The 22,073-nt window shown below is 50.8% G+C and carries 26 protein-coding genes and 3 tRNA genes; 21 read left to right on the top strand and 8 right to left on the bottom strand.

Annotated elements, in window-relative coordinates; all coding sequences use genetic code 11:
- Positions 1-87 precede the first annotated feature (87 nt).
- Complete coding sequence (gene yedF, locus OGY15_RS15580; protein WP_000790504.1) at positions 88-321, bottom strand: sulfurtransferase-like selenium metabolism protein YedF; 234 nt, start codon at positions 319-321, stop codon at positions 88-90.
- A complete protein-coding gene (gene yedE, locus OGY15_RS15575) occupies positions 318-1,544 on the bottom strand; it encodes a selenium metabolism membrane protein YedE/FdhT (protein ID WP_373276874.1) in 1,227 nt (408 codons plus the stop codon). Before yedE ends, yedF begins: the two co-directional genes overlap by 4 nt.
- 164 nt (positions 1,545-1,708) lie before the next feature.
- Here yedE and yedD point away from each other — a divergent pair, with 164 nt between their 5' ends.
- On the top strand, positions 1,709-2,122 hold the full coding sequence (gene yedD, locus OGY15_RS15570; RefSeq protein WP_151218908.1) for a lipoprotein YedD: 414 nt from the start codon (positions 1,709-1,711) through the stop codon (positions 2,120-2,122).
- A gap of 40 nt (positions 2,123-2,162) precedes the next feature.
- On the opposite strand, the gene amyA is transcribed toward yedD, so the two are convergent.
- From amyA to fliD, 4 genes are all read right to left on the bottom strand, one after another.
- Positions 2,163-3,650: an alpha-amylase gene (gene amyA, locus OGY15_RS15565; protein ID WP_210905232.1), complete on the bottom strand. Its 1,488-nt coding sequence runs from the start codon at positions 3,648-3,650 to the stop codon at positions 2,163-2,165.
- Positions 3,651-3,718: 68 nt separating this feature from the next.
- Positions 3,719-4,090: a flagella biosynthesis regulatory protein FliT gene (gene fliT / locus OGY15_RS15560; protein ID WP_151218906.1), complete on the bottom strand. Its 372-nt coding sequence runs from the start codon at positions 4,088-4,090 to the stop codon at positions 3,719-3,721.
- Complete coding sequence (gene fliS, locus OGY15_RS15555; RefSeq protein ID WP_286539959.1) at positions 4,090-4,497, bottom strand: flagellar export chaperone FliS; 408 nt, start codon at positions 4,495-4,497, stop codon at positions 4,090-4,092. Before fliS ends, fliT begins: the two co-directional genes overlap by 1 nt.
- Positions 4,498-4,512: 15 nt before the next feature.
- Positions 4,513-5,916: a flagellar filament capping protein FliD gene (gene fliD / locus OGY15_RS15550; RefSeq protein WP_044711120.1), complete on the bottom strand. Its 1,404-nt coding sequence runs from the start codon at positions 5,914-5,916 to the stop codon at positions 4,513-4,515.
- Positions 5,917-6,171: 255 nt separating this feature from the next.
- Here fliD and OGY15_RS15545 point away from each other — a divergent pair, with 255 nt between their 5' ends.
- The 8 genes from OGY15_RS15545 to sdiA all read left to right on the top strand — a co-directional run bounded on the left by OGY15_RS15545 (position 6,172) and on the right by sdiA (position 13,543).
- Positions 6,172-7,665, top strand: coding sequence for a FliC/FljB family flagellin (locus OGY15_RS15545; RefSeq protein ID WP_044711118.1), 1,494 nt, complete (start codon positions 6,172-6,174; stop codon positions 7,663-7,665).
- Positions 7,666-7,827: 162 nt separating this feature from the next.
- Positions 7,828-8,547, top strand: coding sequence for an RNA polymerase sigma factor FliA (locus OGY15_RS15540; protein ID WP_003030465.1), 720 nt, complete (start codon positions 7,828-7,830; stop codon positions 8,545-8,547).
- Between the two features lie 57 nt (positions 8,548-8,604).
- Positions 8,605-9,156, top strand: a complete 552-nt coding sequence (gene fliZ / locus OGY15_RS15535) for a flagella biosynthesis regulatory protein FliZ (protein ID WP_016150547.1) — start codon at positions 8,605-8,607, stop codon at positions 9,154-9,156.
- A 100-nt stretch (positions 9,157-9,256) separates the two neighbouring features.
- Positions 9,257-10,057: a cystine ABC transporter substrate-binding protein gene (gene tcyJ, locus OGY15_RS15530; protein WP_151218904.1), complete on the top strand. Its 801-nt coding sequence runs from the start codon at positions 9,257-9,259 to the stop codon at positions 10,055-10,057.
- 107 nt (positions 10,058-10,164) lie between these two features.
- Positions 10,165-11,151, top strand: a complete 987-nt coding sequence (gene dcyD / locus OGY15_RS15525; RefSeq protein ID WP_286539951.1) for a D-cysteine desulfhydrase — start codon at positions 10,165-10,167, stop codon at positions 11,149-11,151.
- A gap of 21 nt (positions 11,152-11,172) precedes the next feature.
- Positions 11,173-11,841 (top strand): cystine ABC transporter permease, encoded by a 669-nt coding sequence (tcyL, locus tag OGY15_RS15520; RefSeq protein WP_151218902.1) that lies wholly within the window; start codon positions 11,173-11,175, stop codon positions 11,839-11,841.
- Positions 11,838-12,590, top strand: coding sequence for an L-cystine ABC transporter ATP-binding protein TcyN (gene tcyN, locus OGY15_RS15515; protein ID WP_137397256.1), 753 nt, complete (start codon positions 11,838-11,840; stop codon positions 12,588-12,590). The genes tcyL and tcyN overlap by 4 nt, the downstream gene beginning before the upstream one ends.
- Positions 12,591-12,820: 230 nt before the next feature.
- Positions 12,821-13,543: a quorum-sensing transcriptional regulator SdiA gene (sdiA, locus tag OGY15_RS15510; protein WP_151218900.1), complete on the top strand. Its 723-nt coding sequence runs from the start codon at positions 12,821-12,823 to the stop codon at positions 13,541-13,543.
- 66 nt (positions 13,544-13,609) lie between these two features.
- Here the strand turns inward: sdiA and OGY15_RS15505 are convergent, their stop codons facing one another.
- The gene (locus tag OGY15_RS15505) at positions 13,610-13,834 is read right to left on the bottom strand and encodes a DUF2594 family protein (protein ID WP_016153474.1); all 225 of its coding nucleotides are present in this window, start codon (positions 13,832-13,834) and stop codon (positions 13,610-13,612) included.
- A 19-nt stretch (positions 13,835-13,853) separates the two neighbouring features.
- Entirely contained in the window at positions 13,854-13,979 is a 126-nt protein-coding gene (locus tag OGY15_RS24850; protein WP_502872308.1) for a hypothetical protein, read from the bottom strand.
- A 314-nt stretch (positions 13,980-14,293) separates the two neighbouring features.
- Here OGY15_RS24850 and uvrY point away from each other — a divergent pair, with 314 nt between their 5' ends.
- The 12 genes from uvrY to OGY15_RS15445 all read left to right on the top strand — a co-directional run bounded on the left by uvrY (position 14,294) and on the right by OGY15_RS15445 (position 22,070).
- Entirely contained in the window at positions 14,294-14,950 is a 657-nt protein-coding gene (gene uvrY, locus OGY15_RS15500; RefSeq protein ID WP_151218899.1) for a UvrY/SirA/GacA family response regulator transcription factor, read from the top strand.
- Positions 14,947-16,779 (top strand): excinuclease ABC subunit UvrC, encoded by a 1,833-nt coding sequence (uvrC, locus tag OGY15_RS15495; RefSeq protein ID WP_210905229.1) that lies wholly within the window; start codon positions 14,947-14,949, stop codon positions 16,777-16,779. Before uvrY ends, uvrC begins: the two co-directional genes overlap by 4 nt.
- Before the next feature lie 55 nt (positions 16,780-16,834).
- Positions 16,835-17,383, top strand: a complete 549-nt coding sequence (gene pgsA / locus OGY15_RS15490) for a CDP-diacylglycerol--glycerol-3-phosphate 3-phosphatidyltransferase (protein ID WP_043016768.1) — start codon at positions 16,835-16,837, stop codon at positions 17,381-17,383.
- A 151-nt stretch (positions 17,384-17,534) separates the two neighbouring features.
- Positions 17,535-17,610, top strand: a tRNA-Gly gene (locus OGY15_RS15485).
- A gap of 51 nt (positions 17,611-17,661) precedes the next feature.
- Positions 17,662-17,735, top strand: a tRNA-Cys gene (locus OGY15_RS15480).
- A gap of 12 nt (positions 17,736-17,747) precedes the next feature.
- A tRNA-Leu gene (locus tag OGY15_RS15475) sits at positions 17,748-17,834 on the top strand.
- 260 nt (positions 17,835-18,094) lie between these two features.
- Positions 18,095-18,760, top strand: a complete 666-nt coding sequence (locus OGY15_RS15470) for a LolA family protein (protein WP_286539942.1) — start codon at positions 18,095-18,097, stop codon at positions 18,758-18,760.
- Between the two features lie 13 nt (positions 18,761-18,773).
- Positions 18,774-19,244 (top strand): SRPBCC family protein, encoded by a 471-nt coding sequence (locus OGY15_RS15465; protein ID WP_151218881.1) that lies wholly within the window; start codon positions 18,774-18,776, stop codon positions 19,242-19,244.
- Positions 19,245-19,440: 196 nt separating this feature from the next.
- Complete coding sequence (locus OGY15_RS15460) at positions 19,441-20,583, top strand: transglutaminase-like domain-containing protein (RefSeq protein WP_286539939.1); 1,143 nt, start codon at positions 19,441-19,443, stop codon at positions 20,581-20,583.
- Complete coding sequence (locus tag OGY15_RS15455) at positions 20,561-20,917, top strand: mercuric transporter MerT family protein (RefSeq protein WP_151218879.1); 357 nt, start codon at positions 20,561-20,563, stop codon at positions 20,915-20,917. The genes OGY15_RS15460 and OGY15_RS15455 overlap by 23 nt, the downstream gene beginning before the upstream one ends.
- A complete protein-coding gene (locus OGY15_RS15450) occupies positions 20,914-21,195 on the top strand; it encodes a heavy-metal-associated domain-containing protein (protein ID WP_151218878.1) in 282 nt (93 codons plus the stop codon). Before OGY15_RS15455 ends, OGY15_RS15450 begins: the two co-directional genes overlap by 4 nt.
- A gap of 209 nt (positions 21,196-21,404) precedes the next feature.
- Entirely contained in the window at positions 21,405-22,070 is a 666-nt protein-coding gene (locus OGY15_RS15445) for a YecA/YgfB family protein (protein ID WP_151218877.1), read from the top strand.
- Positions 22,071-22,073 lie beyond the last annotated feature (3 nt).

Raw genomic sequence — 22,073 nt, 5'->3', positions numbered from 1 at the left:
GCGGGAACATAAAGTCTTGCATCTGATGTTGAGGCATGTTTAATCACTGAACATTCTCCCGCTGCGTCAGACAACGGGAGAATTGCATTACTTCTGAATCAAATAGCGAATCGTTGGGCCATCCTGCTGAATATCCAGCACCGTATAGCCGTGATTGCGCGCATCCAGTGGAATATTGTTGATTGACTGCGGGCAATCGCTTACCACTTCCAGAATTTCACCTTTCTTCAATTGCGGCATCGCTTCCAGCGTAGCAACAGCCGGGTACGGACACGGCTCGCCGACCATATCGAGGCGATAATCAGGCACGATGTTTTTCATACAGACTCCTTGGCAGGCGTCAGCCCTGCGCGACGGAAGAAGCGTTTTTCCCAGCCGATAATCAGCATCAGCGCGGCAAACAATAGCAGATAGGTTACCAGCAGACCGCCGAGCGGACCGAAGGTGTTGAGCAGATTCACTTTGTCCCAGTTGGTGGCAAGCGCGGGAGCAAAATCATCCCAGTAGTAAGCCAGAATGGTCGAGCCAATAACGTTGCCCAGACCAACCCACCAGTAATGTACCTGACCTTCAACGGCGCGGTACATCCAGCCGGTTTCACATCCGCCTGCTAAAACGATGCCAAAGCCGAACAGCAAGCCGCCGATCACTGCATTTGGACCCGCCCACATGATTTTAGGCTCGACGCCCAGTTGCACGTAGCTAAAGATACCGATGGCGCTGACCGCCATCCCGAAGATGATCGCTTTTGCCATATGAGTGCGACCGGAAATCCACAGGTCGCGGAAGGCGGAGGTGAAGCAGATTTGCGCCCGTTCAATCAGCAGACCGAACCCAACGCCAAATAGCATCGCCAGACCGAGCTTGGGTTTATCCATCGCAGTCAGTAATGCCCAGCCGATCATGCCGATAAACACCAGCATGCCGAGGCGGAAACGGCGACGGGCCTGCTCCGGTTTTTGGGTTAGCGGAGAAGCGGCGGAAACTTTCTGCATTTTGACCGGAATACGAAACATCGGCAGCAGGGTAAAGCGTGCGCCAAACCAAGAGCCAATTGCCGTTGCCAGCGCGAAAAACCAGGCGTGTAGCGAGAACTGCGGAATGCCGGTGAAGAATGCGGCCAGGTTGCAGCCCATCGCCAGCCGGGCGCCGAATCCGGCGATCATCCCGCCGACAACGGCCTGCATAATGCGCACCCGGCTGCGTGGCATGCGCAATTTGACGTTGTTGGCCCACAGCGCGGCGGCAAAACAGCCCCCGAACATACCGAGGATCATCATGCCGTCAATGCGGGTCAGGGGAGAACCTTCGAGATGAATCAGCTTGTAATATCCCCACTCTTCGGCGTGAACGCCAAACAACTGCAGGATTTGACCACCCCAGCGAGTGAATTCACCGGTAACGGCCCAGAAGGTTCCCGTAATGCCGAAATAATAAGTGGAGAGAATACCCGCTGCGATGACCGCAGGGGCGGGGGCCCAAAATTTAATTAACCAGGCCTGTTTGAAGTGTTGCCATGACATGCGTTTTGCCTCTGAACTCAGAAGGTATGTAACAAGAAGTGTGGATACTACACCGATCAGAATTTTTGACTATGAGTAATAAGAGTTAACACTGCCTGGATCAATCTTTATCAACACCGCTGAAAGGCTGGCGACATCAGGCCTTTAATGCCACAATCCCATTTTCTTCGCATGCAGGATGAATGATGAAAAAATTAGCAATCGTTGGTGTATTTCTGGCGCTAACCGGATGCGCCGAAGTAGAAAATTATAACGACGTGGTGAAGACGCCAGCGCCAGCAGGTCTGGAAGGGTACTGGCAGTCAAAAGGTCCGCAACGCAGCCTGGTGAGTCCGGAAGCGATCGCCAGTCTGGTGGTAACAAAAGAGGGCGATACGCTGGACTGTCGCCAGTGGCAGCGAGTGATCGCGCTGCCGGGCAAGCTAACGATGCTCTCTGGCGATCTCACCAACGTGACGGTGAAACGCGAGCTGTATGAGATTGAGCGTGAAGGCAATACGCTGGAATATGACGGTATGACGCTGCAACGGGTCGATCGCCCAACGCAGGAGTGCGCTGACGCGTTAAAGAAAACGCCGCTGGCTACGCCACTGCCATAAGCCGTACGCCCCGGTAGCCTATGGCCACCGGGGTTGAGTTTTAAATCACTTCTTCAATGACCCACACGCTGACGCTCCCGCCGTTACAATAAAATGTTGCTTCGCCGTTATCATCGGTAACCACGCTTTCCTCGCGATTACCCAGATAATCACGCCAGGTTTTATTGCCGTAATTCGCGCCGAGATTGATGGTCTTTTCTCCGTCATCGCCGTTAGACATAACAACCACACAGCCTGGATCGTCGTCCGTTCCGCTGCGACTAAAGGCGATACAGTTAGGATGATCGAAAAAGAGCGTCTGTACCCCATGCGCGAAGCGCTGGCGCGCGAGGATCAGTTCATCAAGCTGTTCAATGATCGGCATATCGATAGGATAGGTTTCGCCATCGCCGCCGGTGTCTTCGTAATGTGCGCCGTAGAGGTCAGGATAGAAGACTGACGGCACGCCGTTTTCGCGCAACAGGATCAGCGCATAAGCCAGTGGCTTAAACCACGGCTCGACGGGGGCTTCCAGCGCCTGCAAGGGTTGGGTGTCGTGATTGGCAACCAGCGTGACGGCATGAAACGGATCGGCTTCCACCAGGGTGTCGGTGAAAATCTGACTCATGTCGTAATCGCGACCCTGACGGGAGGCTTCGTGGAATTTCATCTGCAAAGGGGCGTCGAACAGCATGGTTTTTCCCTCCACCTGATTGATGTAGGTTTGTAGCTTATCGACTTCGTGGGACCAGTATTCGGCGACGATAAACAGCGGCTTGGGTGCCACCTCCTGCACGTGCTCAATCCACTCTTTATAAAACCATGCCGGGATATGTTTCACGGCATCTAAGCGAAAGCCGTCGCACTGGGTTTGTTCCATTACCCAGCGTGCCCAATATTTGATCTCCTCGGTCACGGCGTGATTACGGAAATCGATGTTTTCGCCCATCAGGTAATCAAAGTTACCCAATTCATCATCAACCTGATCGTTCCAGCCTTCGCCGGTGTAATCGTTAACGATTTTAAAAATACCGTCTTCGGTTGGGTTCTCGATATGGTCAATGCCGCTGAAGCATTTAAAGTCCCAAATGAATTGCGAGTACTGGCCTGCGCGGGCAGGGAAGGTGTAGCGCGTCCAGCCTTCGCATTCAACGATCTCATCGTCTATTTGTGTGCGATCGTCGGCGTTAACCCGTTGGACGCGGATATTCTCTTTCTCATCCGCGCCCATTTTGTGGTTAACCACTACGTCCAGCAGGACGGCAATATCATTGTGTTTCAGCGCGTCTATCGCTGCCAGCAGTTGATTCTTATCGCCGTATTTGGTGGCGACGGTTCCCTTTTGGTCAAACTCACCCAGATCAAACAGATCATAAGAGTCGTAACCCACCGAATAACCGCCAGAAGCGCCTTTATAAGCGGGGGGCAACCATACCATGTTGATGCCGATGTCATTGAGCCCGCCTGCGCGTTCGGCAAGCTCGGGCCACAGTTGACCGCCATCGGGGTAATACCAGTGAAAAAACTGCAATAACGTGGGATTTTTCATCTTCCGTGCTCCAGAAGTCGTTTGGCCGACCTCTGGAGTATGGAAGATTATTCAGACGAGACGGGAAATTATTGTGGGGTAGTGGGGGCGTCGGGGACTAACAGCATGCCGGAAAGACGACCATAGGCGTTATTTAGCGTCTTCTGGCGGGTCGATTGACCGATGAGATTGCTGAGCTCATCCAGGCGCTGCTGCAACAATGTTTTGAGTAACTGTTCGTTATCCAGCGTCTGTTTAATGTACCCGGCGGCTAAATCCTGAATACTTCGCGTAATGCCTGGTGGAGTTTGCTCTTCCATGACCACTTCAATACTTTGCAGATAGGTAACTTCCTGTTCCAGTAACAGGTCCCATTCACCGCGCTGCGCCAGTTCCAGCAGTGAGTGACTGAGCAGCGCGATGCGCTGCCAACGGTTGATAAACTCCACGGCTGAGGTCATTAACGAGACTCCTGGGACGTCGTTTTCGGTGAGATCTGTTTCCAGGCTTCCGCAATGTTGCCGAGCAACCCTTCGACTTCTTCAATAGCCTGACAATCATTACGCAAGTTAGCTTGCAGTAAACGGCGGATCATATAGTCGTACAGTGAGGACAGGTTGGTGGCGATTTCGCCGCCATTCTCTTGATCCAGCCCCGCTTTCAGACCATTGTCGATAATGTTAATGGCTTTACTTAGAGCCTCGCCTTTAGCGACGATATCGCCCTGTTGCATAAACAGGCGAGCGCGCACCAGAGCACTGTTCGCGCCATCAAACAACATTTCAATCAGCTGATGTGGGCTGGCGCTCATCACGGCGCTTTCCACGCTGACCTGTGCATAGGCTTTGGTACCGCTCGCGGTGTACATGCTTACCTCGTGTTATCAGGAATTACTCATCGCAGCAAATTGTTGACCCAAATACGTACTGGTGCTGTTCAGCTTACTCATCATGGAATCCAGTTGGGTAAACTGGGCTTTATAACGTGCCACGACTTCATCAATACTGTTGCTTACGGTCAGATACTGCTTAGTCAGCAGTTTCAGGTTGGCGTTAATATTGTCTTGCGCATTATCGATAATGCCGTCATCGGCCAGATAGCTTTTTACTTCGGTGGCAATCTTAGTGGTAATACCGGTCTCTTTGCCGTCGCCAACCAACAGTTCGCGAGTGGCAGCGGTATTATCTTTCAGAGCTTTAGCCAGCTTTTCTTCATCGATTTTTAGCTTGCCGGTACCACCGTCCTGCGTAATGCCGATCTCAGACATGGTTTTAAACGGGGATTCGCTGCCGCTGTTAGCAAATGGCGCGCGAATGCCGTTTTGAATGGTACGGAGAACGCTATCACCCAGTAACGCGCCGTTGTCTGCGCTGGCCGCTTCACCCGGTTCTACTTCTTTATATTTAGTCAGCGTGCCAAAGGTATCCACCAGCGAGTTATAGGCTTCTACCCAGGCCTTAATTGCCGTTGTGGCCTTTTCATCACTTTTTGTTACAGTGATCGACGCATCTTTTACTTCTTTGGTTAGTTGGAGCGTGATGCCCTGCGGTGCGTCAGTTACGGTATTGCTTTGACGTTCAATATCAATGCCGTTGACGGTCAATTGCGCATTTTGCGCCCCGACCAGTTGCTTCATTTTCCCACTGCCCGCTTTGCTGTCATAGGACAGTAAATCGCTCAGTTTCGAATCATTTGATACTGAGATGGTCATTTCGCTTTCAGTGCCGCTTTCTGCGGTTAACACCAATTGGTAGTCGCCTTCTTTAACCTTCACCAGGCTGGCGGAAATACCGCTGTCCGCGTCGTTAATGGCATCACGAATATCCTCCAGAGAGGTTTCACCTTTGCCTAATTTGATTTCCAGTGGTTCTTTACGGCCTGGCTGCGAAATCGTAATCGTACGTTCATCGACGCTGGTATCGCCTAACTGTTCTTTAGTCGAGGTAATTTTTGCCGTAGTCGATAATGACTGTGCTTGCGCCAGTTGAGTGACGCTGACGGTGTATTTCCCTGGAGCAGCGCCTGCGGTGGTACTGACTTTTAAATCTTCTGTGCTGCTGGTGGCTGTGGTGCTTTTAAACAGATCGGCACTGTTTAGTGCGGTGTTCGCCGTCTGAAATTTTTCTAATGCACTTTTCAGCGTGCCATACGCGGTCAGACGCGAGGTGTTAGCGCTCTGCTGCTGGGTAATCGGCGTTAAACGCTTTTTCTCAGCAGTGGTTAAGTTTGTCAGCAATGTATCCAGCGGTAAGTTCGAACCAACGCCCAGTGATGTAAATGAAGGCATGCCTAATTCCTTGTGATTGCAAACAGTAGTTAACCGCTTTATCGGCAATCTGCGCGCAAAGTTTAATAATAGTTTTGCAAAAATAATGCGCGGAATAGTGGTGCATATAGAGGGTATTTCAGCGGCTAAGAAAAAAAACGACGGAAAGTAAAAATTTTCTAAAGTTCGAAATTAAGGTGCCGATACAAGGGTTACGGTGAGAAACCGTGGGCAACAGCCCAATAACATCAAGTTGTAATTGATAAGGAAAAGATCATGGCACAAGTCATCAATACAAACAGCCTGTCGCTGTTGACCCAGAATAACCTGAACAAATCTCAGTCTTCTCTGAGCTCCGCTATCGAGCGTCTGTCCTCTGGTCTGCGTATCAACAGCGCGAAAGATGATGCTGCTGGTCAGGCGATTGCTAACCGCTTCACCTCTAACATCAAAGGTCTGACTCAGGCGTCCCGTAACGCCAACGATGGTATCTCCATCGCGCAGACCACTGAAGGTTCTCTGTCTGAAATCAACAACAACCTGCAGCGTGTTCGTGAGCTGGCGGTTCAGTCTTCTACTGGTACTAACTCCCAGTCTGACCTCGACTCTATCCAGGCTGAAATCACTCAGCGTCTGAACGAAATCGACCGCGTATCCGGTCAGACCCAGTTCAACGGCGTGAAAGTGCTGGCGAAAGACAACACCCTGACCATCCAGGTCGGTGCCAACGATGGCGAAACCATCGATATCAACCTGAAAGAAATCAACTCCAAAACGCTGGGTCTGGATAGCCTGAGCGTGCAGGATGCTTACACCACTAAAGCAACTGCTGTTGGTACTGCTGCAACCTATAAAGATGGTACAGATACCTTTGCTGCGATTACTGGTGCCGATATTGACACGGCTACTGGTGGTACCGGTGCAACGGGTACAGCAACTGTCCAGTTTAATGAAAAAGATGGCAGTTATTACGTTAACGTAACCGGTTCATCTGCTGGTAACGGGATGTATAAAGCTACTGTTGCTGGTACTGCCGTTACTATTGGCGCTAAAGAAAATACAGTAACCCTGGCTGATACTAAAACAGTGACTAAGAACCAGGTTGTGGACGTCGCTGCCACTAAACCAGACACTACTGCAGCAGCAACAGCTTTAGTTGGTGCTGGCGTTGCAGGTGCTACCGCGGGTAACACCACGCTGGTTAAAATGTCTTTTGAAGACAAAAACGGCAAAGCAATTGATGGCGGTTATGCACTGGAAAACAACGGCAAATACTACGCTGCTGATTACGATGCTAAAACCGGTACTATCACCGCTAAAACAGTTGATTATACGGATGCTGCTGGTGTTTCTCAGAAGGCAGCGGTGCAGTTTGGTGGTGTGAACGGCAAAACTGAAGTGGCAACTGTTGCTGGTAAACAGTACCTGGCCTCCAGCGTTAAAGGTCACGACTTCAAATCAGGTGCAGCTCTGAACGAAGTGGCTACCACCAAAACCGATAGCCCGCTGGCTAAAATCGACGCGGCACTGGCGAAAGTTGCTGACCTGCGTTCCGACCTGGGTGCGGTACAGAACCGTTTCAACTCTACCATTACCAACCTGGGTAACACCGTAAACAACCTGTCTGAAGCCCGTAGCCGTATCGAAGATGCTGACTACGCGACCGAAGTGTCCAACATGTCTCGTGCAAACATTCTGCAACAGGCAGGTACTTCTGTACTGGCACAGGCTAACCAGACCACGCAGAACGTTCTGTCTCTGCTGCGTTAATTTACGCTTATCGCGCAAACCCCGCTCCGGCGGGGTTTTTTACATTCGGCTTTACCCATAACCCCTAAATAACCCCCCATTTCACCCACTATTCACCCGATTAAAACCCCTGCAGAAACGGATAATCATGCCGATAACTCATTTAACGCAGGGCTGTTTATCGTGAATTCACTGTATACCGCTGAAGGTGTAATGGATAAACACTCGCTGTGGCAGCGTTATGTACCGTTGGTGCGTCACGAAGCATTGCGCCTTCAGGTGCGTTTGCCGGCGAGCGTAGAACTGGATGACCTGCTACAAGCGGGCGGCATCGGGTTATTGAATGCCGTTGACCGATATGACGCTTTGCAAGGAACGGCATTTACCACTTACGCAGTGCAGCGTATTCGTGGAGCAATGCTGGACGAACTACGTAGCCGGGATTGGGTGCCGCGTAGCGTTCGGCGCAATGCTCGCGAAGTGGCACAGGCGATGGGGCAACTGGAGCAGGAATTAGGACGCAACGCGACGGAAACCGAGGTGGCGGCGCGTCTGGCTATTCCTGTGCAAGAGTATCGTCAGATGTTGCTCGATACCAATAACAGCCAACTCTTCTCCTACGACGAGTGGCGGGAAGAGCATGGCGATAGTATTGAGCTGGTGACGGAAGAACATCAGCAGGAAAACCCGTTACAACAGCTTCTTGAGGGTAACCTCCGCCAGCGCGTGATGGACGCGATCGAGGCGTTGCCGGAGCGCGAAAAGCTGGTGTTAACGCTGTACTACCAGGAAGAGCTGAATCTGAAAGAGATTGGCGCGGTACTGGAAGTCGGGGAGTCACGGGTTAGCCAGTTGCACAGTCAGGCCATCAAACGTCTACGCACCAAGCTGGGTAAGCTATAGGGGTACATCATTACCCTTGAACAATGCCGCATTACGAATTGACTACCAGGAGTTCTCATGACGGTGCAGCAATCAAAAAGACGGCCTCTAAGCCGCTACCTCAAAGATTTCAAACACAGCCAGACGCATTGCGCCCATTGCTTTAAGTTGCTCGACAGGATCACGCTGGTTCGTCGCGGGCAAATTGTGAATAAAATCGCCATCGCCCGCCTGGACACTTTGTTGGATGAAGCCGAGTGGGAGCAGGAGAAAAAAGAGTGGGTGGCACTGTGTCGTTTTTGCGGTGATTTGCATTGCAAAGAGCAGAGCGACTTTTTTGACATTATCGGTTTCAAACAGTTTTTATTTGAGCAGACTGAAATGAGCCACGGTACAGTCCGCGAATACGTTGTCCGCCTGCGCCGCCTCGGGAATCACCTGACCGAACAAAATATCTCTCACGATCTGCTGCAGGAAGGGTTCCTCGACGAAAACCTTGCCCCGTGGCTGCCGGAAACCAGCACCAACAATTACCGTATCGCCTTACGTAAGTATGAGCAGTTTAAAGCCCATACGCATATAGGGCATATGCAGAAATCCTCCTGGACAGCCAGTTCTGATATATATTAAAAACGAATAAGGTGTAACAGAGTCGTGTTTGTGGATCACCGCAAACGCTTTACACTCTAGTCATAAATGATAGTCACTAATGACAATATTCGGGGTAACTATGAAATTAGCACTTCTGGGACGTCAGGCTCTGATGGGTGTAATGGCTGTTGCACTTGTCGCCGGAATGAGCGTGAAGACTTATGCAGATGAAGGTCTGTTAAATAAAGTTAAAGAGCGCGGCACGCTGCTGGTGGGCCTGGAAGGGACCTATCCCCCGTTTAGTTTTCAGGGCGATGACGGCAAACTGACCGGTTTCGAAGTGGAGTTCGCCGAGGAACTGGCAAAGCACCTTGGCGTGAAAGCCACGCTGAAACCGACCAAATGGGACGGTATGCTGGCTTCTCTTGATTCCAAACGTATTGACGTGGTGATCAACCAGGTGACTATCTCTGACGAACGTAAGAAAAAATACGATTTCTCTACCCCGTATACGGTCTCCGGCATTCAGGCACTGGTGAAGAAAGGCAATGAAGGCGTTATTAAGACCGCCGCCGATCTGAAAGGTAAAAAAGTCGGCGTTGGTCTGGGCACCAACTATGAAGAGTGGCTGCGCCAGAACGTACAGGGCGTGGATATTCGTACCTATGACGATGACCCGACCAAATATCAGGATCTGCGCGTAGGCCGTATTGACGCCATTCTGGTTGATCGTCTGGCCGCGCTTGATCTGGTCAAGAAAACCAAAGATACGCTGGCCGTCACTGGCGAAGCGTTCTCCCGCCAGGAATCCGGTGTGGCGCTGCGTAAAGGCAATGAAGATCTGCTGAAAGCGGTTGATGCAGCCATTGCTGAAATGCAAAAAGACGGTACGCTGAAGGCTCTGTCTGAAAAATGGTTTGGAGCGGATGTGACGAAATAATCGTCACCCGATGAAAAAAGGCGCCTTTAACAGCGCCTTTTTTTATTTCATTGCGCCTGAACGTGCATAATAAAAAGAACATCACAACAACGAATACCGGAGGCTATATGCCACTGCATAACTTAACGCGCTTTCCACGTCTGGAATTTATTGGCGCGCCAACGCCGCTCGAATATCTTCCGCGCTTCTCAGACTCTCTCGGGCGCGATATTTTCATCAAACGCGATGACGTCACGCCGATGGCCATGGGCGGAAATAAGCTGCGTAAGCTGGAGTTTCTGGCCGCAGACGCGCTGCGTGAAGGCGCGGATACGCTGATAACCGCAGGTGCGATTCAGTCTAACCACGTTCGCCAGACAGCGGCGGTTGCGGCTAAACTTGGTCTGCACTGCGTGGCGCTGCTGGAAAATCCGATTGGCACCACGGCTGAAAACTATCTTAGCAATGGCAACCGTCTGCTGCTGGACCTGTTTAATACGCAGATCGAAATGTGCGATGCGCTAACCGATCCGAATGCGCAGTTGCAGGAGCTCGCGACGCGGATTGAAGCGCAAGGGTTTCGGCCTTATGTGATCCCGGTTGGGGGGTCTAATGCTTTGGGCGCGCTGGGCTACGTGGAAAGCGCGCTGGAAATTGCCCAGCAGTGTGAAGGGGCCGTTTCGCTCTCTTCCGTGGTGGTCGCGTCGGGTAGCGCTGGAACGCATGCCGGACTGGCGGTGGGGCTGGAGCAACTGATGCCAGACGTTGAACTTATCGGTGTGACCGTCTCGCGCAGCGTGGCGGATCAAAAACCCAAAGTTGTTACGCTGCAGCAGGATATTGCCCGTGAACTGGAGCTGACGGCCACTGCGGATATCCTGTTATGGGATGATTATTTTGCGCCGGGCTACGGTACGCCAAACGAAGAGGGCATGGAGGCAGTAAAACTGCTGGCGCGCCTCGAAGGCATCTTGTTGGATCCGGTGTATACCGGCAAGGCAATGGCGGGTCTTATTGACGGCATCAGCCAGAAACGCTTCAAAGATGAAGGGCCAATTCTCTTTATCCATACTGGTGGGGCGCCTGCGCTGTTTGCCTACCATCCTCACGTGTAACGACCAGGTAGAAAAACGCTAATGCAAGAAAGTATCCAACTGGTGATTGATTCTCTGCCGTATCTGCTCAAAGGCGCGGTTTTTACGCTGCAACTGAGTATCGGCGGGATGTTCTTTGGCCTTGTGCTGGGGTTTATTCTGGCACTGATGCGTCTGTCGCCACTGCTGCCTGTGCGCTGGCTGGCGCGCTTTTATATCTCTGTCTTTCGCGGAACACCGTTGATTGCCCAGCTGTTTATGATTTATTACGGTCTGCCGCAGTTTGGTATTGAGCTGGACCCCATCCCGGCAGCAATGATTGGCTTGTCGCTTAATACAGCCGCTTACGCTGCGGAAACGCTGCGTGCGGCAATCTCTTCCATCGATAAGGGGCAGTGGGAGGCGGGGGCCAGTATTGGTATGACGCGCTGGCAAACCATGCGTCGGGCGATCCTGCCGCAGGCTGCGCGGGTTGCACTTCCACCGCTGAGCAACAGCTTTATCAGCCTGGTGAAAGACACCTCTCTGGCCGCGACTATTCAGGTACCGGAACTGTTCCGTCAGGCGCAATTGATTACCTCGCGTACGCTGGAAGTGTTCACGATGTATCTGGCGGCCTCGTTGATTTATTGGGTGATGGCAACGGTGCTTTCTGCACTGCAAAACTATTTTGAAGAGCAACTGAACCGCCAGGAGAGAGAGCCGAAATGAGTGCTATCGAAGTCAGAAACCTGGTCAAAAAATTTCATGGACAAACGGTGCTTCATGGGATCGATCTTGACGTCAAACCCGGTGAAGTGGTGGCAATTATCGGGCCGAGCGGTTCGGGCAAAACCACGCTGCTGAGAAGCATTAATTTGCTGGAGCAACCGGAGGCGGGCACCATTAAAGTCGGTGAGATTACGATCGATACCGCGCGTTCGTTAACTCAGCAAAAAGGCCTGATTCGTCAGTTGCGCCAGCATGTGGGTTTTGTGTTCCAGAACTTTAATTTGTTCCCGCATCGTACGGTACTGGAAAACATTATTGAAGGTCCGGTGATTGTTAAAGGCGAGCCGAAAGCCGAAGCCATAGCGCGTGCGCGCGAACTGCTGGCAAAAGTCGGGCTGGCAGGTAAAGAAACCAGCTATCCACGTCGCTTGTCCGGTGGACAACAGCAGCGTGTGGCTATTGCCCGAGCGCTGGCGATGCGCCCTGAGGTGATTCTTTTTGATGAGCCGACCTCTGCGCTCGACCCTGAACTGGTTGGCGAGGTACTTAATACCATCCGTCAACTGGCTCAGGAAAAGCGTACGATGGTGATTGTGACGCACGAAATGAGCTTTGCGCGTGACGTGGCCGATCGGGCGATATTTATGGATCAAGGACGGATAGTAGAACAAGGGCCAGCGAAATCCTTATTCACGCATCCGCAGCAGCCACGAACCCGTCAGTTTCTTGAAAAGTTTCTGATGCAATAAATAGTGCATGCAGCACTCGTCTAAATTGTTTTTAGCGAGTGCTGTTCGCATAACTATTTATAATTATTGCTTTATTATTAACGTTTAATGCTGTTACTTTCTTCCGCCGTTGAGTAATGCTCAAGTAATTGCTCAGTTGTCCGATAATTTACATATATAAAATACATTTATGTGTTAGCTTGTTTCATATGTTTGGATGATTATCAATCTCAGGGGTATTACCACTTAGTATGCAGGGTCATGATTTCTTCACCTGGCGACGGAGCATGCTGTTACGCTTTCAGGAAATGGCGACAGCAGAGGATGTCTATAACGAATTACAACAACAGACGCAGCATTTAGAGTTCGACTTTTACGCGCTCTGTGTTCGTCATCCCGTACCTTTTACCCGGCCTAAAACGTCGCTTCACACGACGTATCCCAAAGCCTGGGTGGCGCATTATCAGTCCGAGAATTATTTTGCGATTGACCCGGTGCTGAAACCTGAAAACTTCAGTCAGGGGCATTTACCCTGGAACGATTCCTTATTTCGCGATGCACAGCCCCTGTGGGATGCTGCGCGCAATCACGGTTTACGGAAAGGAATGACGCAATGCTTAATGTTGCCTAATCGGGCGTTGGGTTTTTTATCGGTATCGCGTGCGAGTGTCCGTAATAGTTGTTTTGCCAGCGATGAGGTAGAGCTCAGGATGCAACTACTGGTGCGGGAAAGTTTGTCGGTACTGACGCGGCTGGAAGATGACATGGTCATGGCGCCAGAGATGCGCTTTAGTAAGCGGGAAAAAGAAATATTGAAATGGACGGCGGAGGGGAAAACCTCTTCAGAGATAGCGATAATTCTGTCGATTTCTGAAAATACCGTTAACTTTCACCAGAAAAATATGCAAAAGAAATTTAATGCACCAAACAAAACGCAGATCGCCTGTTATGCCGCTGCAACCGGGCTTATCTGAGTAAATTATCGTTCTGAGTTTCAGACGCAAAACCGGCTGATAGCGATGCTCTCAGCCGGTTTCTTATTACTGGCGGTAAGCCTGTTTAATTTGCTTAACAGTGCTGGAAAATACCGCAGCCTGTGATTGATCTTCAATCAGTGCGATCTGTTTTTCCATTTTAAGAATCACGCGTCCTGCATCGGCTTGACCCATTGCCTGCAGCATCAGCGTTAACATGGCTTTCAGGCAGGTGACTTCATTGGCCAGTTCCTGGTTATTCTCAGCAGTGGAAAAGTCAGGCGTACTCATTTATTTTCCTCGTTATGTTTCAATGAAAAAGTGCGATGTCAAATCTTAAGGCGGCGGAGTATACCATAAGCGAGGCTAAAAATATCAGTGGTTGTTTTTTGTGCAATTGAGAGGTGCGGACATTAAAATAAACAACTTGTTGCAGCGCATATATTTTCTCCAGTTGTTGTTTATTTCGAGTATTTTACTCGTTAATTATTGTTACAACTTTGACTGCTTGGTTTGCATTCAGCGAAGGAATATGATCTTTTTGTCACCATTATGAAACAGCTACACAGATATAACCGTGGCAAAAGGTTATCAGTACTGAATGTTTCCACTCTTCGTACAATCTAATTTCCAAAAACGAGAGCAAAATCGAAAGACAGGTGTTTTTTACATTTCAAAGTTGAGATAAAACCCGTTAACATAGGACCGATTAACTATCGGTAGCGTTATCCCTATTCTGGAGATATTCCTTTGATCAACGTTTTTCTTGTTGATGACCACGAACTGGTGCGCGCAGGGATACGACGCATTCTTGAAGATATAAAAGGCATTAAAGTTGTCGGCGAGGCGTGCTGCGGCGAGGATGCGGTAAAATGGTGCCGCTCAAACGCCGTTGACGTTGTGCTGATGGACATGAATATGCCCGGTATTGGTGGCCTTGAGGCAACGCGTAAAATTGCGCGTTCAACGGCTGACATTAAAGTGATCATGCTGACTGTCCATACCGAAAATCCGTTGCCTGCAAAAGTCATGCAGGCAGGAGCCGCGGGCTATCTCAGCAAAGGGGCTGCGCCCCAGGAGGTCGTAAGTGCGATTCGTTCGGTTTTTTCCGGCCAACGTTATATAGCCTCCGACATCGCTCAGCAGATGGCGCTCAGCCAGATTGAGCCTGAGAAAACGGAAACCCCGTTTGCCAGTTTGTCTGAACGTGAGTTGCAGATTATGCTGATGATCACCAAAGGTCAGAAGGTCAATGAGATCTCAGAACAGCTGAATCTTAGTCCTAAAACGGTGAACAGTTATCGTTATCGAATGTTCAGTAAATTAAACATTCACGGCGATGTTGAACTGACTCACCTGGCAATTCGCCATGGCCTGTGTAATGCGGAGACATTAACAAGCCAGTGACCGATCAGTTTGATGCTAAAGCTTTCCTGAAAACCGTGACCAGTCAGCCCGGCGTTTATCGCATGTATGATGCCGCCGGGACGGTCATCTATGTCGGGAAAGCGAAAGACCTGAAAAAAAGGCTTTCCAGCTACTTTCGTAGCAACCTCGCGTCGCGTAAAACCGAAGCGCTGGTCGCGCAAATACAGCAGATTGATGTCACGGTAACGCACACCGAAACCGAAGCGTTACTGCTTGAGCACAACTACATTAAGCTGTATCAGCCGCGCTATAACGTTTTGCTGCGTGACGATAAATCCTATCCTTTTATTTTCCTCAGCGGCGATACCCATCCTCGCCTCGCAATGCATCGTGGCGCAAAGCACGCCAAAGGCGAGTACTTTGGCCCGTTCCCTAACGGCTATGCGGTACGTGAAACGCTGGCGCTGTTGCAGAAAATATTCCCTATTCGTCAGTGCGAAAATAGTGTTTATCGCAACCGCTCGCGTCCATGTCTGCAATATCAGATTGGCCGCTGCCTCGGTCCGTGTGTGGCGGGCCTGGTGAGTGAGGAAGAGTATGCGCAGCAGGTTGATTACGTTCGTCTGTTCCTGTCCGGGAAAGACGATCAGGTATTGACCCAACTGATCGCCCGGATGGAAAAGGCCAGCCAGAGTCTCGAATTTGAAGAGGCTGCGCGCATTCGTGACCAAATTCAGGCCGTACGCCGCGTGACCGAAAAACAGTTTGTTTCTAATACTGGAGACGATCTGGACGTCATCGGCGTGGCGTTTGATGCAGGCATGGCCTGTGTGCACGTTCTGTTTATTCGCCAGGGTAAAGTGTTAGGCAGTCGCAGCTATTTCCCGAAAGTGCCTGGTGGAACAGAGCTCGGCGAGGTCGTAGAAACCTTCGTCGGACAGTTTTATCTGCAGGGGAGTCAGATGCGCACCTTACCCGGTGAGATCCTGCTCGATTTTAAGCTTAGCGATAAAACCTTGTTGGCGGATTCTTTGTCTGAGTTGGCTGGGCGGAAGATTAATGTTCAGACGAAACCACGAGGCGATCGCGCCCGTTATTTGAAGCTGGCGCGAACTAATGCGGCAGTGGCGTTAACCACGAAGCTTTCCCAGCAGTCGACGATTACACAACGTCTGACGGCGCTGGCATCGGTACTGAAGCTTCCGGAAGTAAAACGCATGGAGTGCTTTGATATCAGTCATACGATGGGCGAGCAGACGGTTGCCTCCTGCGTGGTATTTGATGCCAATGGACCGCTGCGTGCGGAGTATCGTCGCTATAACATCACTGGCATTACGCCGGGTGATGATTATGCGGCCATGAATCAGGTTCTGCGTCGGCGTTACGGTAAGGCGATTGAAGAAAGTAAGATTCCGGACGTTATCTTGATCGACGGCGGTAAAGGTCAACTGGGGCAGGCGAAAGCCGTTTTTGCTGAGCTGGACGTTCCCTGGGACAAACAACATCCGCTATTGCTGGGGGTGGCAAAAGGGGCCGATCGTAAAGCCGGCCTGGAAACGCTGTTCTTTGAGCCGGAAGGAGAGGGCTTTAGCCTGCCACCGGATTCGCCTGCGTTGCACGTTATCCAGCATATCCGCGATGAATCTCACGATCATGCGATTAGCGGACACCGTAAAAAACGGGCGAAGGTGAAAAGTACCAGCACGCTGGAAACCATTGAGGGCGTTGGACCAAAACGTCGGCAGATGTTGTTGAAATATATGGGCGGTTTGCAAGGTCTTCGTAACGCGAGCATTGAAGAAATTGCAAAAGTGCCGGGTATTTCGCAAGCTCTGGCAGAAAAGATCTTCTACTCGTTGAAACATTAAGCCCTCTGTAGCAACATAGGGGTAATTTCACTGACAACAGATAGTTATCCGTCATATGCAATTTAATATCCCTACGTTGCTCACGCTGTTTCGCGTCATCCTGATCCCATTCTTTGTATTGGCGTTTTATCTGCCATTCACCTGGGCTCCCTTCGTTTGCGCGCTGATCTTCTGTATCGCGGCGGTCACCGACTGGTTTGACGGTTTTCTGGCGCGTCGCTGGAACCAAAGCACGCGTTTTGGCGCCTTCCTCGATCCGGTCGCTGATAAAGTGCTGGTGGCTATCGCGATGGTGCTGGTGACCGAACACTATCACAGCTGGTGGGTGACGCTGCCTGCCGCCACGATGATCGCGCGTGAAATAATTATCTCTGCGCTGCGTGAATGGATGGCTGAACTGGGTAAACGCAGCAGTGTGGCAGTGTCCTGGATCGGAAAAGTGAAAACTACTTCCCAAATGGCCGCGTTGGCATGGCTGCTTTGGCGTCCAAATATCTGGGTTGAGTACGCAGGGATCGCACTTTTCTTCGTTGCCGCGATACTGACTTTGTGGTCAATGTTCCAGTATTTGAGCGCTGCATGGGGAGATTTGCTTGAACAGTGATCGTTTCGACGCAAATTTCAGCAAACGATCGTCAGTGGTGAAAAATATCGTTGACTCATTGCGTCAGGTAAGTAGAATGCAACGCATCGAACGGCAGCACTGATTGCCAGACGATAACAAAATCAAGTGATTAACAAAGTTACTTGGTGATGCGGGAATAGCTCAGTTGGTAGAGCACGACCTTGCCAAGGTCGGGGTCGCGAGTTCGAGTCTCGTTTCCCGCTCCAGATTAAAGACATCGGCAATTGCGGATGTCGGCTGAAAAGCCAGAAGATTTCGGCGCGTTAGCAAAGCGGTTATGTAGCGGATTGCAAATCCGTCTAGTCCGGTTCGACTCCGGAACGCGCCTCCAATTTCTTCCCGAGCCCGGATGGTGGAATCGGTAGACACAAGGGATTTAAAATCCCTCGGCGTTCGCGCTGTGTGGGTTCAAGTCCCACTCCGGGTACCATGGGAAAGAACAGAATAATCAAAGCAATAAGCAGTGTCGTGAAACCACCTACGGGTGGTTTTTTTGTGCCTGTTATTCTGGATAACTTGCGGCAGGTAAATCTGCTTGATGCGTTAACCGACCTCAAAACCCCCATTGTTGCCAATCTTTCTATTTGCGAATCGGCGCGAGTGGGGAATGGCTCGCAATTTAAGACCTATAATAAAAGTATCGACAGGTGATGACGCCTGTTGGCAGAGAGTGCTGATACAGGGGCGGTCATGAGCGTCTCATTTTCTCCGCTAGTCGTGTTTGCGGCATTACTTGTCTTGAGTTGCGCAGCATTTTCGCAGACTGGCAGGATCATCGATCCGATTGCGGTTTCACAACGCTCATTCACTAACATGACTTCTTATCAGGTTATGCTGCGCTCCTCGTCGCCGTTGGGTGAAAGCAAAATCATTCGCTACAGCTATCAAAAACCCGGCTACGTGCGAATGGATTTTACCCAGCCGCATTCAGGTGCAGTGGTTATCTTTAATCCTGTCAGCGGTAAAGTGACATTATGGCCATTCGGTGTGGGTACATTGCCCATTTTCCACCTATCGCCCACCAATTCATTGATCCAGGATGAGCGCGGTCATCGGGTGGATCGCTCTGATATTGGCGTGTTGCTGGGTAATATTCGCCATTTGCAGCGCTCGGGTACAACGACCATCGTTGGTCAGGAGAGCATTGCAGGACGGGCGACAACCCGCGTGTCCGTGGTTGGGCCGGGAACCATGGTTGTTGATGGTGTTCACCGCTACGACATCTGGCTGGATAATTATCACGGACTCCCTGCCAAAGTGATCAGCTATGCGCCTGATGGTCAGCGATCAGAAACCGTTCTGCTGGATGCTATGATTATCAACATCCGTTTCCCCGCCAATTTCTTCACGCCTTGAGGGAATCTTGACTATGGCTGACTATCAGTTTTCCACGCTCTGGCGGGTTGAGGCTTCAATTCAGGATGTATGGGATGTTTTTTCTCATCCGGACCAGTGGCCGGAATGGTGGGGAAGTCTGGAACGTATCGTTGAGATAAAGAAAGGGGACATGCAGGGTATTGGGGCGCTGCACCGTTATACCTGGAAAGGCGTGCTCCCTTATCGCTTAACCTTTGATATCAACGTCTTGAATATTCAGCCCTGCACTCTGCTTGAAGGACAAGCCAGCGGCGCGGTGGAAGGGCGAGGCGTATGGTCTTTTTCCGCCAATGGCGCAGAGACTTTCGTCAGATATGACTGGAACGTCCGCACCACGATCCGCTGGATGAATTATCTTGCACTGCTGGCAGCCCCCGCTTTTCGGTGGAATCACGATACGGTCATGCGCGAGGGAGCAAGAGGGTTAGCCCGCAAACTGGCAACGAATGTGTATGTATACTGAACTCGTCCTCGTTACTGTACTTTTTTGCCTGTAAATGGCTTAATAGCGGCCACGTAGTTTTTCATTTCATTCACAGTTAACAGGTCTGTTATTGATGAATAGCCTCCATCGACTCACCTTTATTATCAGCGTCTGTCTGCTGTGATGATCGTATACGGTTTCCGTAGCACAACTCTTACAACATGGACAGACACTAATGCAACGTCGACAATTTCTCAAAAATAGCGTTCTCCTTTCCGCCGCCGGTTTAGTCGGCCCAGCGGTTTTAAGCCAGACGGTAAGCGCCGCAGAGCCTTCAGGCGCGCCAGTGACGCGTCGACGCTTTGTCTTATCACAAACGTATAAACTCAACCCTCCAAAGGGATCGAGCGGCGTGGTGAAACTGTGGATCCCGCTACCGGTGGATACCGCGTTTCAACAAATGACAGCGCTTGCCTTTAGTGGGAACTATAAGCAGGCGTACGTCACCACCAATAATACCTATGGTGCGAAAACGCTGTTTGCCACCTGGCCTGATTCGCAGGGCGAATTGTTGATTGACGTTAATATTGATATTGAAACCGCCGACTGGGAACCGCTGAAGCACAACGCGCTGAAAACCTGGCAAGCGCCCGAGCAGATTATTTATCCGCTGGATGTAAAACCGTACCTGTTGCCAACGGCACACACCCCTGTTGATGGGCTGGTTCTGGAAACCGCGCGTAAAATCACCGGTAATGAGACGGACCCGCTGAAAAAAGCACGTCTGATTTACGAATGGGTCAGCAGTCATATGGAACGCGATAACGACGTTATTGGCTGTGGCACGGGTGATGTGGCCGAGATCTTGAAAAGCGGTATGCTCAAAGGCAAATGTACCGACATGAGCTCCGTTTTTGTGGCTCTCGCGCGCGCCAGCGGCATTCCGGCGCGTGAACTGTTTGGCATCCGTCTGGGCAAAGCCAATAAGCTTGAACGTTATTCGAAAAGCGCTTTTGGCAAAGCCGACAGCGCGGGAGTCGCCGACGTGAGCGGCGGACAACACTGCCGCGCCGAATTCTATCTGGCAGGTTACGGCTGGTTACCTTGCGATCCCGCTGACGTGACCAAAATGCGTCTGGCAGAGAAAAAATCGCATCAGGACGCCGATGTCCAGGCCGTGAATACCTACCTGTTTGGCAACTGGGAAATGAACTGGGTTGGATTCAACTACGGGCGTGATTTTGAGCTGTATCCGGCAACGGAGCAGGGCGCGATGAACAACTTTGGTTATCCTTATGCTGAAGTCGATGGCGACCCGATTAATTTCTATGATCCTAAAGCGTTCTCCTACAGCTATGTCGCTACAGAACAACGCTAAAGGGGCGGGTCTCACTATATTGACAGCCGCTGCGGCGGCAGTCACCGCGGGTTTATGCTGCGTTGGGCCGCTGTTATACCTGCTGTTTGGTATTTCGGCGGCGAGCTTTGCCATCTTTACCCGGTTTGAGTTTTTGCGTACGCCTCTGGTGCTGCTATCCCTGGGATTATTATTGCATGTCTTCTGGCGGCTCTATTTTTCCAAACGGCTGTGGTGCTCCGGGTGGTTAACGCTGAAGCAAGCGCGCATTTTTTACTGGTGCGCGCTGGCGTTGATTTTACCTGTCCTATTTTACCCAACGCTTGTAGCCTGGTTTTATGAGGTAGTTGAATGAAGATCTTCACGTTAGTTGCATGCTTGCTGTTACCGCTGTGGGCTCAGGCGGCCAACCAAAAAGTGGTGCTGGATATACAAAACATGACCTGCTCGTTGTGCGTTATTTCGGTCAATCAGGCGCTACGTGACACTGACGGCGTGATTAAAGCAAAATCCTCCCTCAAGACCCGGCAGGCAGAAGCGATCGTGCCTGAAGGTTTTTCAACCGATATTCTACTTAACGCAGTAGCGAAAACGGGTTATACCGCAACGCTCAACCGTATTGAGCAACAGTAAACCACCTGCGGGTGGTTTTATTGTGTTTTCCCGGTATGATGCCCGGCGGCTTCGTGTTCTCTTTTGTGCGTTAACTTCCGGAATTCTCCACTTTTCCTGTTAACCTGAACAAGCGGCAGCTGTAAGCCGCATATGCCCATTTGTATCTGTTATCCCTCCAGCCATGTAGGATGATCACAGGCAAGATTTTTTGACTAAGGAAAAGCGTTATGAAAACGGGACCATTAAACGAAAGCGAACTGGAATGGCTGGATGATGTACTGACAAAGTACAACACAGACAAGGCTATTCTGGATGTATCAGAACTGGATGGTTTACTGACGGCGGTGCTGAGTTCACCGTATGAAATTGAACCGGAGCAGTGGCTGGTCGCTATTTGGGGCGGCGCGCAGTATGTTCCTCGCTGGTCCTCCGAAAAAGAAATGACGCGTTTCATGAACCTGGCGTTTCAACATATGGCGGATACGGCCGATCGTCTGGATGAATATCCTGATCAGTTTGAGCCGCTGTTTGGTTTGCGTGAAATTGACGAGCATGAACTGACCATCGTTGAAGAATGGTGCTTCGGTTATATGCGCGGCGTTGCGTTGTCGGACTGGTCTACGTTACCAGACACGTTAAAACCAGCGCTCGAGGCTATCGCGTTGCATGGCACGGAAGAGAACTTTGCGGTGGTTGAGAAACTGACACCAGAAGCGTTTGAAGAGAGCGTGGATGCCATTCGACTGGCAGCGCTGGATCTGCATGCCTGGTGGATGGCGCATCCCCAGGAAACGCCGGTCAAGGTACCGGTAAAAGTGGATGCCAAAGTAGGGCGTAATGACCCATGCCCGTGCGGCAGCGGCAAGAAATATAAGCAGTGCTGTTTGCATTAATAA

The sequence above is a fragment of the Citrobacter sp. Cu231 genome, from assembly GCF_030332265.1.
Lineage (GTDB): Bacteria > Pseudomonadota > Gammaproteobacteria > Enterobacterales > Enterobacteriaceae > Citrobacter > Citrobacter meridianamericanus.
The sequence above is the reverse complement of the archived record's forward strand: the minus strand, read 5'-3'. Positions and strand labels throughout refer to the sequence as shown.

Bases quoted from the DNA above. Each gene is read 5' to 3' on its own strand.
- yedF (WP_000790504.1), bottom strand. From the start codon at position 321: ATGAAAAACATCGTGCCTGATTATCGCCTCGATATGGTCGGCGAGCCG.
- yedD (WP_151218908.1), top strand. From the start codon at position 1,709: ATGAAAAAATTAGCAATCGTTGGTGTATTTCTGGCGCTAACCGGATGC.
- amyA (WP_210905232.1), bottom strand. From the start codon at position 3,650: ATGAAAAATCCCACGTTATTGCAGTTTTTTCACTGGTATTACCCCGAT.
- fliT (WP_151218906.1), bottom strand. From the start codon at position 4,090: ATGACCTCAGCCGTGGAGTTTATCAACCGTTGGCAGCGCATCGCGCTG.
- fliS (WP_286539959.1), bottom strand. From the start codon at position 4,497: ATGTACACCGCGAGCGGTACCAAAGCCTATGCACAGGTCAGCGTGGAA.
- fliD (WP_044711120.1), bottom strand. From the start codon at position 5,916: ATGCCTTCATTTACATCACTGGGCGTTGGTTCGAACTTACCGCTGGAT.
- OGY15_RS15545 (WP_044711118.1), top strand. From the start codon at position 6,172: ATGGCACAAGTCATCAATACAAACAGCCTGTCGCTGTTGACCCAGAAT.
- fliZ (WP_016150547.1), top strand. From the start codon at position 8,605: ATGACGGTGCAGCAATCAAAAAGACGGCCTCTAAGCCGCTACCTCAAA.
- tcyJ (WP_151218904.1), top strand. From the start codon at position 9,257: ATGAAATTAGCACTTCTGGGACGTCAGGCTCTGATGGGTGTAATGGCT.
- dcyD (WP_286539951.1), top strand. From the start codon at position 10,165: ATGCCACTGCATAACTTAACGCGCTTTCCACGTCTGGAATTTATTGGC.
- tcyL (WP_151218902.1), top strand. From the start codon at position 11,173: ATGCAAGAAAGTATCCAACTGGTGATTGATTCTCTGCCGTATCTGCTC.
- tcyN (WP_137397256.1), top strand. From the start codon at position 11,838: ATGAGTGCTATCGAAGTCAGAAACCTGGTCAAAAAATTTCATGGACAA.
- sdiA (WP_151218900.1), top strand. From the start codon at position 12,821: ATGCAGGGTCATGATTTCTTCACCTGGCGACGGAGCATGCTGTTACGC.
- OGY15_RS15505 (WP_016153474.1), bottom strand. From the start codon at position 13,834: ATGAGTACGCCTGACTTTTCCACTGCTGAGAATAACCAGGAACTGGCC.
- pgsA (WP_043016768.1), top strand. From the start codon at position 16,835: ATGCAATTTAATATCCCTACGTTGCTCACGCTGTTTCGCGTCATCCTG.
- OGY15_RS15470 (WP_286539942.1), top strand. From the start codon at position 18,095: ATGAGCGTCTCATTTTCTCCGCTAGTCGTGTTTGCGGCATTACTTGTC.
- OGY15_RS15465 (WP_151218881.1), top strand. From the start codon at position 18,774: ATGGCTGACTATCAGTTTTCCACGCTCTGGCGGGTTGAGGCTTCAATT.
- OGY15_RS15460 (WP_286539939.1), top strand. From the start codon at position 19,441: ATGCAACGTCGACAATTTCTCAAAAATAGCGTTCTCCTTTCCGCCGCC.
- OGY15_RS15455 (WP_151218879.1), top strand. From the start codon at position 20,561: ATGTCGCTACAGAACAACGCTAAAGGGGCGGGTCTCACTATATTGACA.
- OGY15_RS15450 (WP_151218878.1), top strand. From the start codon at position 20,914: ATGAAGATCTTCACGTTAGTTGCATGCTTGCTGTTACCGCTGTGGGCT.
- OGY15_RS15445 (WP_151218877.1), top strand. From the start codon at position 21,405: ATGAAAACGGGACCATTAAACGAAAGCGAACTGGAATGGCTGGATGAT.